The sequence below is a fragment of the Lacrimispora sp. genome (genome assembly GCF_046972725.1).
In the GTDB taxonomy this organism is placed as follows: Bacteria; Bacillota; Clostridia; order Lachnospirales; family Lachnospiraceae; genus Lacrimispora.
Window position 1 is genome coordinate 646091 of sequence record NZ_JBKVXF010000001.1, and the last position, 13669, is coordinate 659759.

11 protein-coding genes and 2 pseudogenes are annotated in these 13669 nt (G+C 41.7%); 6 read left to right on the forward strand and 7 right to left on the reverse strand.

What is annotated here, in order from left to right; genetic code table 11:
* Positions 1-43 precede the first annotated feature (43 nt).
* From ACLTWA_RS03290 to ACLTWA_RS03315, 6 genes and pseudogenes are all read left to right on the forward strand, one after another.
* Complete coding sequence (locus ACLTWA_RS03290) at positions 44-493, forward strand: MarR family winged helix-turn-helix transcriptional regulator (protein WP_412326117.1); 450 nt, start codon at positions 44-46, stop codon at positions 491-493.
* A 34-nt stretch (positions 494-527) separates the two neighbouring features.
* On the forward strand, positions 528-950 hold the full coding sequence (locus ACLTWA_RS03295) for a GNAT family N-acetyltransferase (protein ID WP_412326118.1): 423 nt from the start codon (positions 528-530) through the stop codon (positions 948-950).
* Between the two features lie 72 nt (positions 951-1022).
* Positions 1023-1211 carry a cysteine-rich KTR domain-containing protein gene (locus ACLTWA_RS03300; protein WP_412326119.1) on the forward strand — a complete coding sequence of 63 codons (189 nt, stop codon included), beginning with the start codon at positions 1023-1025 and terminating at the stop codon, positions 1209-1211.
* Between the two features lie 471 nt (positions 1212-1682).
* Entirely contained in the window at positions 1683-2105 is a 423-nt protein-coding gene (locus ACLTWA_RS03305; RefSeq protein ID WP_412326120.1) for an RNA polymerase sigma factor, read from the forward strand.
* Positions 2106-2701: 596 nt separating this feature from the next.
* On the forward strand, positions 2702-2863 hold the full coding sequence (locus ACLTWA_RS03310) for a hypothetical protein (RefSeq protein WP_412326121.1): 162 nt from the start codon (positions 2702-2704) through the stop codon (positions 2861-2863).
* A 55-nt stretch (positions 2864-2918) separates the two neighbouring features.
* Positions 2919-4565 (forward strand): annotated as a pseudogene (locus tag ACLTWA_RS03315) (recombinase family protein); the annotation flags it as partial.
* Here ACLTWA_RS03315 and rlmD read toward each other — a convergent pair.
* From rlmD to ACLTWA_RS03350, 7 genes and pseudogenes are all read right to left on the reverse strand, one after another.
* Positions 4505-5887, reverse strand: coding sequence for a 23S rRNA (uracil(1939)-C(5))-methyltransferase RlmD (gene rlmD, locus ACLTWA_RS03320; protein WP_412326122.1), 1383 nt, complete (start codon positions 5885-5887; stop codon positions 4505-4507). The pseudogene ACLTWA_RS03315 and the gene rlmD overlap by 61 nt on opposite strands.
* Before the next feature lie 89 nt (positions 5888-5976).
* Positions 5977-6270 (reverse strand): DUF4366 domain-containing protein, encoded by a 294-nt coding sequence (locus ACLTWA_RS03325; RefSeq protein WP_143318835.1) that lies wholly within the window; start codon positions 6268-6270, stop codon positions 5977-5979.
* A 145-nt stretch (positions 6271-6415) separates the two neighbouring features.
* Entirely contained in the window at positions 6416-8695 is a 2280-nt protein-coding gene (gene pcrA / locus ACLTWA_RS03330; RefSeq protein ID WP_412326123.1) for a DNA helicase PcrA, read from the reverse strand.
* A gap of 3 nt (positions 8696-8698) precedes the next feature.
* Positions 8699-9580, reverse strand: a complete 882-nt coding sequence (locus tag ACLTWA_RS03335) for a patatin family protein (protein WP_412326124.1) — start codon at positions 9578-9580, stop codon at positions 8699-8701.
* Positions 9581-9639: 59 nt separating this feature from the next.
* The gene (locus ACLTWA_RS03340) at positions 9640-11415 is read right to left on the reverse strand and encodes an ABC transporter ATP-binding protein (protein ID WP_412326125.1); all 1776 of its coding nucleotides are present in this window, start codon (positions 11413-11415) and stop codon (positions 9640-9642) included.
* Positions 11391-13133 carry an ABC transporter ATP-binding protein gene (locus tag ACLTWA_RS03345; protein ID WP_412326126.1) on the reverse strand — a complete coding sequence of 581 codons (1743 nt, stop codon included), beginning with the start codon at positions 13131-13133 and terminating at the stop codon, positions 11391-11393. Before ACLTWA_RS03345 ends, ACLTWA_RS03340 begins: the two co-directional genes overlap by 25 nt.
* Positions 13134-13531: 398 nt before the next feature.
* Positions 13532-13669: pseudogene (locus tag ACLTWA_RS03350) on the reverse strand (DinB family protein); the annotation flags it as partial.

The following is a 13669-nucleotide window of genomic DNA, read 5'->3' on the forward strand; positions in this document are numbered from 1 at the left end:
TATAGTCCTATAATCGTACTGTACTATGAAAGGATTATTTGCTATGGAATGCAAAATAACAGAAACACAAATAAAGAAATTTGCTATTGCTTTGTACGAAATGAATATGATTTATGAGGATTATGCAAAATCAGTTAATCTGCCATATACCAGTTTACAAATACTTAATCTTCTTACGCAGATAGAAAACTGCACACAAAGAGTCCTTTGTGAACATACTTTTTTGCCAAAACAAACTGTGAATACAATCATTACTAACTTTTATAAAAATGGCATGATTGAATTAAAGGAAATACCAAATAATCGAAGATCTAAAACAATTCACTTAACAAAACAAGGAGAAGAATTTGTTAATTCTATTATTCCTCAAATAAGAGAAGCAGAGCGTAGTAGCATGGAAAAGTTAACACCTGCACAGCAGAAAGCTTTTTTAGAAGGAATGGAAATTTATTGTAATTCGTTCCGTAAAATAATGAAACTGAAAAAAATTTAGGTTAATTTAAGTAAATATTGGAGGTTAATACAACATGATAAGAAAACTTTATAAAGATGATATTGATAAGGTTACACAAATTTGGCTCGAAGTTAATACCAAAGCTCATAATTTTATCCCTGAAAGATATTGGGTAGAACATTTTAATGATACGAAAGAAATAATTCCTCAATCAGAGGTATATGTTTATGAAAAAAATGGAGAAATACTTGGGTTCGTGGGTCTTTCAGATAATTACATTGCAGGTATTTTTGTTTCAATTACTTCACAATCTATGGGAATTGGAAAGCACTTATTAAATTATGTGAAGGACATTAAAACTAAGCTGTCTTTGAGCGTATATCAGAAGAATGAGGGCGCTATAAAATTTTATAAAAGAGAAAATTTTATAATACAATCCGAAAATATTGATGAGAATACAGGTGAACAAGAATTTTTGATGGTATGGGAACGATAACATAGCTATTATTTAAGTCGTTATAACAAATCAATTTTTAAGAAATTTAATTTTAATAAAAAGGGGTATTCAATGAAAGAAATAAAGTGGATATTATGCCCTGTTTGCAATAATAAAACACGATTAAAAATTTATAAGGATACGGAATTGAAAAAATTCCCTCTATTCTGTCCAAAGTGCAAGCAGGAAACCCTAATTAATGTGCGAGAACTGAACATGTCAATTATTAAAGAGCCAGACGCTAAGACGCAGAGCCGATAACCGTGAGTAAAATCACAGTTGTCGGCTCTCTCTTTTATTGTGGTAACTTTCAGTTATATTACAGTAAATATAAAACCGTTGTTAAAGGTAATGCAGTACATATCGGTTAAATAGCGGTTTTGAAATAAATAATCAGAACCGCCGTTTGCCTTTAAAAATGGATATTCGGAGGGTATATTAAAGTCGCTCATTTTGAGGACATGGCGGTATCAAGGAGGATATTGCTATGTTCTTTTTTCATTATCACACTCCCCCTAATTTATATGGCTTGTCAAAAAAAGTCTATACCCATCTACGGATTATTTCGGTTATCAATATGAATACACACATCATCATATAATCGCTAATAATTCCCTTATGTCCGGTTGCGCAATGCAGCCGGGCTTTTTTATATTCATACAGCCTCACTGCCGTTCACCACCGCTGTCCTTTCGATTTCAGCAAATAAAAAATCGAAAGGATGGTAAAACCATGAAAACAATTAATCTGAAAGATTATTACCCTTACTACACACAAGACTCTTTTGTGGAAGTGCCTGATGAGTTATTCGCTATCTTTGAGGAATATGCAAGAGCGGAAGCAACATACGAGAGAAAGAAATACCGCTACAACGCTCACTACTCTCTTGACCGTGGGGATGGAATTGAGCATGACATTTTGTTTGTTTCTCTCTCACCCGATGAGATTTACGAACGTAAGCTCACAAGCCATCAGCTCCACGCTGCCATTGCTTCTCTGCCGGACAAGCAGGCAAAGCGTATCTATGCTCATTATTTTATGGGTATGAGTAAAACGGCCATTGCCAAAGCAGAAGGCGTAAGCGAAAAAGCTGTCCGCATTGGTATCGAAAGAGGTTTACATACCATAGAAAAATATTTAAAAAGTTTCTTCTAAATCATGTTCCGTTTCCTAAGGAAAAAAGTCAGGGTATATAGAGGGAGGTAAAATCTTCCCCAGTTCCTTGACAATTGAATATACGGTATTTTGAGTACGAAACTTATGTGGCTGAAAAGCAAAGCGACCTAATGGGCAGCGCCATGATGACCGATGTAACACCCTTGCCAAAAAAGGAAACCAAATAATTGATGAGAGCCTTTATGTGCATGGATATTACAGCAGTTGGAGCGATAAATGCAGCCATTAGACCGAACGGTGGCACGTTCGCCGCAATAACACACATAAGGGATAATGATACTTTCTCACGACCTCCCACAGACTTGAGGGGGAGTTCCTGAGGTATACGTAGCTTTTGGGACAAGCATATACGGTACCTTGGGACTATGATGCCAAGCTAATGGCAGCTCAAAATATCCCCTTGCCGGGGTGCGTGGCAAATACGGCAAACTTATAAAACTAACCGCACCGCACTTTTGTTTTAAGCAAATTTGCGGTGTGCTTGGTTTTACTATAAATGATACAGCGACAAACTTTTCATAAATCGTCGATACGCTTATACTTTATATAAGCAAGACACTTGGAGGTGATTGCGAATGGAAAATATCAAAAATGCACCTAATCCCACTGCTACTGCTGCTACACCACCTAATTCTTATGAGAAAACCAAAGCATATCAGGATTTTATCAATGTACTTTCTCAGATTATAGAAAAACATGGTGCAGAGGTCTTAGATGAAATCAATCGTGTTGTCTAAACGAGCAGTGCTTATGGATTGATGTTTTCCAATCATTGATTGGAGGTCAACTATTATGAATCGGAGTGGAAAAAAATGTGTACTTTACCCTCGTGTAAGTACCGAAATGCAGGTCGATGGGTTCAGCTTAGATGGGCAGAAAAACAGCTTAAGGCGTTTTGCAGACAGAGAAGAAATGGAGATCGTAGACATTTACGAAGATGCTGGTAAATCCGGCAAATCCATAGAAGGCAGACCCGCTTTTAAACAAATGCTGTATGATATTGAAAATGGCTTGGAAATTGAATATATCTTAGTCTATAAGCTCTCCCGCTTTGGCAGAAATGCAGCCGATATTTTAAATTCTTTGGAACACGTTCAATCCTTTGGCGTAAACTTAATTTGCATTGAGGAAGGAATTGATTCCTCGCAGACAAGCGGAAAACTTCTAATCTCTGTGTTGTCTGCTGTTGCTGAAATAGAGCGTGAAAACATCATTGAGCAGACTATGAATGGGCGAAAGGAAAAAGCTCGTCAAGGCGGTTGGAATGGTGGTTTTGCTCCTTATGGCTACTACCTCAAAGATAAGCAGCTCTATATCCAAGAAAATGAAGCAGAAGCGATACGAATTATCTTTGATAAATACGTAAATGGCAATATGGGATTTTATAAAATTGCAAACTATCTAAATTTGCAGGGTATCCCAAAAATCAAACGTGCCAACGGTACTCTTTCACAATGGAGTACGCATTTTGTCAGAATGATAATCGACAATCCTGTGTACACTGGAAAAATTGCTTTTGGTAGGCGGACAAGAGAAAAGGTCAAAGGTACAAAAAACGAATACCGCCAAGTACACCAAGATGAATACATTATTGCAGACGGTCAGCACGATGCTATTATAGATGAGGAACTATGGAATGAAGCACATGAAAAACGAGAATTAACAGGTATTAAATCCCCGTCCAAAATTGGTCGGGACAGAGCACATTTGTTAAGCGGTATCTTAAAATGCCCGAAATGCGGTGGCCCAATGTACACCAATAAACACGCTTGGACAAACAAAGACGGTACATATAAAGAAATTTACTATTATGTATGCAGCAAGGCTCGCACAGCACGGGGAAAAAGCTGTGACTATAAAGCTATGCTCAAAAAAACCGACATTGAACCGCTTGTCATTGAGGCAATCAGAGAGCTGATTAAAAATCAGGATTTTGCGGCAGAAATCAAATCAAGAATAGGTAAGGAAATTGATACTTCCACTTTAAACAGAGAACTCAAAAACTATGAAAATAAGCTTAGAGAAGTGGAACTCAATAAAACTCGTCTTGAAAATGAAATTGACGGTCTGCCAGAAGATACCCGTTTTAGAGAACGCAAGCTCCACGATATGACCCTTCGCCTTGATGGACTGTATGACACTATCGTAGAGCTGGAAGAAAAAATTGAAGATGTAAAGCTGCGCCGCAAAGCCGTGGAGCAAGATGCCATCACCTTGGAAAACATCTACACGCTACTGGAAAACTTTGACAAGGTGTATGATAAAATCAGCGACGAAGAGAAAAAATCTCTGATTTCTTCGTTAATCAAAGAAATAGAGATTTTCCCATGTGACGAGGCTGAATTGCCTTTAAAGTCTATTTTATTCAATTTTCCAGTTTATAAAGACGGTGGAGATGTTTGTGGGTTTTTGTGGGATAAAAGTACGCACGTCTCAACGTTCGCCGTAGAAGGAAACATATCCACACAACACACCTTCTCCACCCGGTACCCATTCTCCTGCAGCACCACCAAATCCCTGGTAAGGCTTGTTGGTTTACAGGACACATACACCAGCCTGTCCACGCCGAAATCGATAATCTTTAACAGCGCTTTTGGATGGATTCCGTCTCTGGGAGGATCCAGAATTATGAGATCCGGTTTGTCCTTTAATTCATCAATCACCTTCAACACATCTCCGGCAATGAATTCGCAGTTGTCCAGTCCATTCAGCTTTGCATTCTCCCTGGCAGCGTCTACTGCCTCCGACACAATCTCCACCCCCACGACTTTTTTTGCAACCGGTGCAATGATCTGTGCAATGGTTCCTGTACCGCTATATAAGTCAAATACCACCTTATCCTTTGTTTCGCCAACATACCTTCTTGTGGTTTCATAAAGCACTTCTGCCCCCAGAGAATTGGTCTGGAAGAAGGAAAAGGGAGAGATTTTAAATCTCAGGCCCAAAAGCTCCTCATAGAAAAAATCCTGCCCGTATAAAATGTCAGTCCGGTCACTTTTCACCACATCTGCAAGACTGTCATTGAACGTATGAAGAATTCCAACGATCTTACCGTTCAACTTAAGTTTCAGCAGCTGCCCGGTCAGGGGAGTCAGATCCATATCCTCCTGAGTCGTGGTAACGAGATCAATTAAAATCTCACCAGTCTTAATGGCACGGCGAACCAAAAGATGCCGCAGATACCCGGTATGCTGCATTTTCTTATAAAATCTGGTTCCACGGACTTCAAAATATTCCTTGACCGCCTTTAATATGTCACAAAAATCAGAATTTACAATCCTGCAATCCGTGGTGGTCACCACATCATAAAAGCTGCCTCTCTTATGCATTCCAAGAGCCAGAGGACCGTCTTTGTATTCGTCTCCAAAGGAAAATTCCATCTTATTCCGGTACCCATTTTCAATGGGACTTGCCTTAATCCCTTCAAACTCATAGGATTTACAGACACCGTCAATTAAATCCTTTACCTGTTTCTCCTTGATCTTTAACTGCTCTTCATATGGAATCGTCTGATACGTACAGCCTCCGCAGCTTCCAAAATGAGGACATGGATCTGTGGCCGTCTCCAGACTGGAAGGTTCCAGCACTTCAAGAATACGGCCTTCTGCCTTTCCACCACGCTTTTTATTGATCATAACCCGCAGCTTCTGTCCCGGAAGTGCATGCTTTACTCCAATCTTTCCTTCCGGCAGTTCAATGAATCCTTTATCCGGAAAATCGAACTGTCCGATGGTTCCTTCGTATATCTCACCCTTTTTCACTATACTGACTCCTATCCTTTTATCCTATTAACCTAGCAAAAAGCGTGTCTCAATCATTGAGGCACGCTCTCTCTATTATAATGCCATTCCTAATTTTCAGAACTTTCGGCGGGCTGGTCGTCTTCAAAGAAATCATCATCAAAATCGTCATCAAAATCATCTTCGAAATCTTCCAGATAATCCGGTGTGAAGAAACGATACACGGTATAAGCAATTCCTGCCACCGCTGCTACTGCACCTACAATTGCCAATATCCAGAGGATACAATTTTTCTTCTTTTCTTCCTGTTCTCTTTTATGAAGCAATTCATTCACTCTGCTTGAGTTCATAAGATCTTCCAGTCTGCTCATAGCCTCTTTGCTCATTGCATCAAATCTGTTCATGTCTCCACGTCCTTTCTGAGAGCCTTGCTTTCCTTAATCACGACAAAGAATTCATCTATGCCTATCGGAGTTATTATACCATTATATCGGTTCTTTTACTATCATTTTCACAATTTTTTTAAATTTTATGTATTTATAATTAAATTTATAAAAGTTTCAATTTTGCAAAAGAAGCAAACATTTTTTTAACACCGGCCTTGTCAAAATTAACGGTGACTTCGTAATCTCTTCCGCCATCCTTTATTTCCATTACCTGGCCTTCTCCGAACTTGATATGACTGACTCTGTCACCTTCTTTATAGTTTAAGGAATCTGTTTTCTCAACGGTAAATGCCTTTCCGAATCCAGGTTTAGTCGCAGGCTGTGCAGTTTTTGAAGCATAAGCATTGTTTCCAGGTCCAAAAGAGCTGATTCCGGCAGATCGCATCGATGGCTTTCCCCAGGGAAGTGCGCTGTCATCAAAATCAGAGCTGCTGCGCCCTGATGACAATCTTGGTTCCAGTTTCTCAGAATCCAAAAGATGGCCAGGAATTTCATCCACAAACCGGCTGACCTTGGAATACCGGGTCTCTCCATTGACCATACGCTGTCTGGCAGCTGTCATCATCAAGAACTTCTGGGCTCTGGTGATTCCCACATAGCAAAGACGGCGCTCCTCTTCCACATCTTCTTTGTCATCTGAGGAAATCGACATCATGCTTGGGAATAATCCGTCTTCCATTCCGCTTAAATATACCCTGGGAAACTCCAGCCCCTTGGCACTGTGCAGTGTCATAAGCGTTACCCGGTTTTCCGAATCATCCATCCGGTCCACATCTGCCACAAGGGCCACTTCTTCCAAAAACTCACTAAGGTCCGAATGCTCATGTTCCCCTTCAAAGCTGACCGCTTTATTAATCAGCTCTTCAATATTCTCCAGACGGGTCTGATACTCAATTTCCCCTTCCGCTTCCAGCTCCTTTAAATATCCGGTTTCATCAAGCACATCTTCAATCAGATCATGGATGGAGTAGGCTTCCTCCTGAATCCTGTCTCTGAAATCCTCGATCTGTGCTGTAAATCCAAGCACCTTTTCTGCTGCTTTTCCCAGGCCAGGAACTGCCTTTGCCCGGCAAAAGGCATCATATATGCCAAACCCGTGCTCCGATGCGAATGCCTGAATCCTTGACAGGCTGGTAGCTCCGATGCCGCGCTTTGGAACGTTAATGACTCTCAAAGCAGAAAGATCATCCCTTCCATTAGCAATGGTCTTTAAATAAGCAAGCACATCCTTGATTTCTTTTCTCTGATAAAAGTTGACCCCTCCCACCATGCGGTAAGGAACGTTATGTTTAAGGCACTTTTCCTCAATCAGACGAGACTGGGCATTGGTCCGGTACAGCACGGCACAGTCCTGATAGTCAGCAGGGCTGTTTAAAATATCCCGGACAATGGCCTCCGCCTCTTCACTGGCATTGTCGAACTGCTTAAACAAAACCAGAGGCCCCTCCTCATTGGCCGTCCAAAGGGTCTTATCCTTCCGGCCTCTGTTATGGCGTATGACCTCATTGGCTGCATTTAAAATGTTTTGGCTGGAACGGTAATTCTGCTCAAGCTTTATGACCCTTGCTCCTGGATAAGCCTTTTCAAAGTTTAAAATATTTTCTATATTTGCCCCGCGGAATTTATAAATGGACTGGTCATCGTCACCAACCACGCAGAGATTTCTGTATTTTCCCGCCAGAAGGCTCACCAGCTTAAACTGGGCCGTATTCGTGTCCTGATACTCGTCCACTAATATGTACTTAAAACGTTCCTGATAATAATTAAGGACTTCCGCATTGCTCTCAAAAAGCTGGACCGTCTTCATGATCAGATCATCAAAATCCAGGGCATTGTTTTTCTTTAACCGGCTTTGATATTCCTTATAGACAGAAGCCACCTTTTTCTGGCGGAAATCCCCATTAGAACCGGCTTCAAATTCCGCTGCTGAAATCAGCTCATTTTTCGACGTGGAAATGATTCCCAGCATTGCCCGGTCTTTATAAACCTTTGGGTCCAGGTCAAGACTTTTTAAAACCTGGCGCATCAGCGTCTTTTGGTCATCCGAATCATAGATGGTGAAATTCGTAGTATAACCAAGGCTTTCTATGTGCCGTCTTAAAATACGGACACAGGTGGAATGAAAGGTGGAGACCCAGATGCTGTCAGCTCCAAATCCCACCAGACGGTCCACACGCTCCCTCATCTCACCTGCCGCCTTATTGGTAAATGTAATCGCAAGGATATTCCATGGATTAACCCCTTTTTCTTCTATTAAATAGGCGATCCGGTGTGTAAGTACCCTGGTCTTGCCTGATCCGGCTCCGGCCAGCACAAGAAGCGGTCCCTCCGTATGGAGAACCGCTTCCTTTTGCATGGGATTCAATGTATCGTAAATACTCATAGATTATACCGTTTCTTCCTTTCCTTCCGCTTCCATTCCCAAATAACCTTTCAGCTCCTCTAAGTGGGATTGCGCCAGCCGCCGGCCGTCTTCATAAAGTGCTTCCAATTTCCGTTTATCCTGTTCTGTTCTTTGAACGGTTACGTGTTTATCAGGCCGTATTACATAGATTCTTCCGGCCTCTTCCAACCGGTCGATTTCCTCCTGCATTCGGTTATAACGGTCAGGAACATCTTCAAGCGCTTTCAAAAAATGAGGCAGGGGAGCAAAATAACGCTCATACCCCTTTTTTGTCCATTTATCCAGAGGAGGCTTCCGGTAACCGCGCTCTCTCGTAAGAACCAGAACAATCTTTTCATATCCAAGATCCATGGCTCTCTGATAAGCGATCGGCATGGAACAGCCCCCATCCAGATATTTTTTCCCGCTGACAGTGATCATGCTGGAGAGCACCGGAATACTGCTTGATGCCTTTACCGCATTGATAAAATCATCACAGGTACTTTTTTCAAAGTATTCCGGCTTACCTGTCTTACAGCGGGTGGCTACCACTTCAAAGGTCTGCCCGGAATTATAAAATGTATCATAATCAAAAGGAACCAGGGTGTCGCTCAATTCCCCAAATAAAAATTCAAAATTAAAAATAGAACGATTTTTTACCATATTTCGAAAACTCAAGAACCGTTTGTCTCTGACATAATCCAAATTGACCCGGATCGTCCGGCCAACCTGTTTGCTGATATAGCTCATGCCTGCCATAGAACCGGCAGATACGCCATTTACATAGGATAATTCAATCCCCTGTTCCATAAATACATCAAGGACTCCGGCTGTAAAAACGCCCCGGAGGGAACCTCCTTCTAATACTAATGCTCCTTCTGTCATTTTCTCACCTCGCCTTCTATTTTATTGCATTTCCCCTGTCTGGTCAATCCTTTTTCAAACTAGGAGAACTGGCTCTGATATAATTTATAGTAAGCTCCCTTAAGACTTAAAAGCTCTTCATGGCTTCCTGCCTCCATAATATTCCCCTGATCAATAACAAAAATCCGGTCCGCTTTCCGAATCGTCGACAGACGATGAGCAATAATAAATGAAGTCCGCCCTTTTAAAAGTGCATCAATTCCCTTTTGAACCAGTAATTCTGTGTGAGTATCGATGCTGGAGGTCGCTTCATCAAGAATCAGGATTCCGGGCCTTGATACCATGGTTCTTGCAAATGCCAGAAGCTGCCTCTGGCCAATGGATAACCCGGCTCCCCTTTCGCTGATCACCGTATCGTATCCCTGTTCCAGTTTCATAATGAAATCATGGGCACTGACCGCCTTGGCTGCTTCCACCACTTCTTCTTCCGAAGCATCCAGCCGCCCATAGCGGATATTATCCCTGATGGTACCGGAAAAAAGAAAATTATCCTGAGTCATAATCCCCATCTGACTTCTTAAACTTTTTAATGTGGCATGTTTCACCTCATGACCATCAATTCTTATATTACCCGCAGTGGCTTCATAAAAACGGCTGATCAGATTGACGATCGTTGTCTTTCCAGCCCCCGTAGGCCCCACCAGCGCAATGGTCTCCCCTGGTTTCACCAAGAAATTCACGTCATTTAAAATCAGACGGTCCGGTTCATCGCTGTAAGCAAAGGAAACATGCTCAAATTCCACTTCTCCTTTTAATTCCGGCAAATCGACAGCCCCGGCCTGATCCGTGATTTCCGGCTCCGTATCAATAATATCAAAGATGCGCTCTGCTGCTGAAATATTGGTAGTCAGCTTATTATAAAAGTTAGCCAGATTGCGGATCGGACTCCAGAACATGGCAATGTAGGTGGAAAACGCCAGGAACGTTCCGACGCCAATATGTTCCACACCTACGATGCGGATTCCAATAAAATACAGCAAAAATCCGCCTAACCCCCAGGTGATTTCTACCAAAGGGCCGAATGCATCTGCTACAATGACTGCATCAATAAAGGATTTGTAATGCTGGTTCACCAGATCATGAAACACATTTTTCGTTTCCGGTTCTGCAGCAAAGCTTTGTATGATTCTGATACCGGATAAATCCTCATGGACATAAGCATTTAGATTAGAGGTTTTCTTCCGATAGACCCTCCACCTTTTATGAGCGGTAGTTTCAATGAAAATCATACCCACCGCTAATAGGGGAAGGGTCAGCAAAGCCGCCATAGCCAGCCGGTAATTTTTCACCAGCATAATAATGGCTACGCAGATTACCGTCAGCAGATCAGGTACCAGCTTGGTCACACTGTCTGATAATACATCTTTTAAGGAATTCACATCCCCGATGATTCTGGCAAGAACTTTCCCTGTAGGGCGGCTGTCAAAAAAGTCAAAGCCCAGGGTCTGTATATGATGGTACAACTCTTCCCGTATATTTAACAGCACCTTATTGGATACTTCTGCCATCAAATACATCCGGACCTTGGTTCCGATTAAAAACAGCAGGAATAAAGCCACTGCCACTGCCCCCAGCTGCAGCAGGCCCTTCATATCCTTTTGGGCCACGCATACATTGATGGCGTACTCCATGATCAGTGGCCCAAGCATACTGATGGCTATGGTTCCTGCCACGATCACCAGAACGATCACGATCTGCTTTTTATAATCCAGAAGATATTTAAACATTCGGAGCACGGTATCCTTTTTTAAGACTTCCTTTTGTTCTTCATCTATTCTGCTGGAATTGACTGCCATTTTGCTTCCTCCTCTCCATACTGTACCTGATAGGTTTTGTAATACTGCCCCCGTTTTTCCATAAGCTCCTTATGGGTCCCCCGTTCAACGATCCTTCCTTCGGAAAGGATCAGTATTTCATCTGCACTTCGTACTGCAGAAATCCGGTGGGCAATGATGATCTTAGAGCTTTCTTTTAACTCTGACAGATTAGCTTCAATTTCCTTTTCAGTTTCCATATCAAGCGCCGATGTGGAATCATCTAAAATCAGGATAGGGCTTTCTTTTGCAATGGCTCTGGCTATACTGATCCGCTGCTTCTGACCGCCGGAAAGTCCCACGCCCCGCTCTCCGATTACCGTATCATACTGGTCTGACAGCTTTGTAATAAAGCTGTGCGCCTCCGCAAAAACGGATGCCTGCTGCACACTTTCCCACTCAGTGGCAGCCTTATTGCCGGTTTTAATGTTCTCCGTTATGCTGTCAGAAAAGAGAAATACATCCTGCATGACCACAGAGACCTGCTCCCTTAAAAGAGACAGGGGAAGGTCCTTTACATTGATGCCATCAAGCAGAACCTTACCGTCCGTAACATCATAGAACCGCTGGATCAGATTGACGATGGAACTTTTTCCGGAACCGGTCACACCCATAATACCCAGAGTTTTTCCTTTCTTTAAAGTGAAGTTAATATCTTCCAAAATACGTTTTCCGTCCATTTCAAAGCTTACATGATCAAATACCAGCTCCCCCTTTATACTGTCTGGTAAAACAGGATTTTCAATATTTTTGATTACCGGCTGTTCTTCCATGATCGCTTTGATTTTTTTATTGGAAGCCATACCAGCTGCAAGATCATTGCTGAGCCAGCCAACCATTTCCATTGGCCAGATAATATTGTTCGTATATTCTGCAAATGCGCCTAAGTCCCCCAATGTCATCTTGTCATGAATTACGAGAATGCCTCCGACTACAATAACAGCCATAAGCAGTATCTTGGATAAAAAAGAAATGTTTGGCTGATAACGGACAATAAGCTTTGCCTGCCTCATATTCAAGTCATAATACTTTTTGTTATGCTTTTTGAATTTTTCCATCTCATAATCTTCTCTTGCAAAGGCCTTGACCGTGCGGACACCTGCCAGATTTTCCTGTGCAACCGTATTTAATTCTGCAGTCTGCTCACTGATCTTATCGTAAACCTCTCCCAGCCCATTTTCCATTTTAATGGCATACCAGGCGATCACAGGGAGAATGGCCAGAGGGATCAGCGTTAATACCGGACTGATCCGATACATACAAATAATAACCACAACGGTATGGATGGTACATTCCAGAACCAGCATTCCCACAAAGCCAAAGGCATTCCAGATTCGTTCCGCATCATCCTTAATTCTGGCCATCAGCTCTCCGGTGTTGTGATTATCAAAGTAACCCATGGATAGGGTCTGAATATGGTCAAATAAGTCTTTTCTTAAGTTGCAGCCAATTCCGGATGCCGCATAATCAAAGATAAATTCTTTGGTGTACTGGAACACCGCTCTTCCCAATCCGATTCCTACAAGTCCAAAGAGCAGCTTCATCAGAATCTGCATCTCTCCGCCTACAATCACATCATCAATGATGCGCCTGGTGATCTGAGGCGCCGCCGCATCAAGAAGAATGCTGACGACCATTGCCCCGATTGCAAGGACGTACAGGAAACAATACTTTTTTACATACTTCCATAGATTTTTCATACTTTCCTCCTTAACTCTTTAGAAACATGAGCGGATTCTCACTCATCTATAATAAAAAAAACCGAAAAAGACAGCATTGTGCGGCCTTTTCCGGTAAATTCAGAAAAAAATAGCCGCAGTCCATTCAGACTGCGGTTTATACTCATAAAATACTCCTGTTAAGAGCAGGACCTATCCCTTTAATAAATACTGAGGGAGAATATATTCCATGAGGCAGGCTGAATGAATGTAACGTTATCTCTAACTCTATAAACTCTATTGATTCCGATTATGTTATTGATGTTCATCATGATTTCTGCCTCCTTTTCTTAAAATTTATTTATTATTTTCAACAATTAGAATACTGCCAATAATTTCATTTGTCAAGTAATTTATGAATATTTTCAAAATTTTTGTAATTAAATCCGAAAATACTTTTTCTTTGTCCGTATAAACTCTTTCCATTTACAGCAATCATTCAAGTGGAGCATGACATGAAGGGTCGGCGGCATGAGCAGTAAGCCGGCAATGTCTTTTTTGCCCCAAAAGTCAAGCAG

What these genes read in the sequence shown, in the direction of transcription:
- ACLTWA_RS03290 (WP_412326117.1), top strand. Translation starts at nt 44, where the DNA reads ATGGAATGCAAAATAACAGAAACACAAATAAAGAAATTTGCTATTGCT.
- ACLTWA_RS03295 (WP_412326118.1), top strand. Translation starts at nt 528, where the DNA reads ATGATAAGAAAACTTTATAAAGATGATATTGATAAGGTTACACAAATT.
- ACLTWA_RS03300 (WP_412326119.1), top strand. Translation starts at nt 1,023, where the DNA reads ATGAAAGAAATAAAGTGGATATTATGCCCTGTTTGCAATAATAAAACA.
- ACLTWA_RS03305 (WP_412326120.1), top strand. Translation starts at nt 1,683, where the DNA reads ATGAAAACAATTAATCTGAAAGATTATTACCCTTACTACACACAAGAC.
- ACLTWA_RS03310 (WP_412326121.1), top strand. Translation starts at nt 2,702, where the DNA reads ATGGAAAATATCAAAAATGCACCTAATCCCACTGCTACTGCTGCTACA.
- ACLTWA_RS03325 (WP_143318835.1), bottom strand. Translation starts at nt 6,270, where the DNA reads ATGAACAGATTTGATGCAATGAGCAAAGAGGCTATGAGCAGACTGGAA.
- pcrA (WP_412326123.1), bottom strand. Translation starts at nt 8,695, where the DNA reads ATGAGTATTTACGATACATTGAATCCCATGCAAAAGGAAGCGGTTCTC.
- ACLTWA_RS03335 (WP_412326124.1), bottom strand. Translation starts at nt 9,580, where the DNA reads ATGACAGAAGGAGCATTAGTATTAGAAGGAGGTTCCCTCCGGGGCGTT.
- ACLTWA_RS03340 (WP_412326125.1), bottom strand. Translation starts at nt 11,415, where the DNA reads ATGGCAGTCAATTCCAGCAGAATAGATGAAGAACAAAAGGAAGTCTTA.
- ACLTWA_RS03345 (WP_412326126.1), bottom strand. Translation starts at nt 13,133, where the DNA reads ATGAAAAATCTATGGAAGTATGTAAAAAAGTATTGTTTCCTGTACGTC.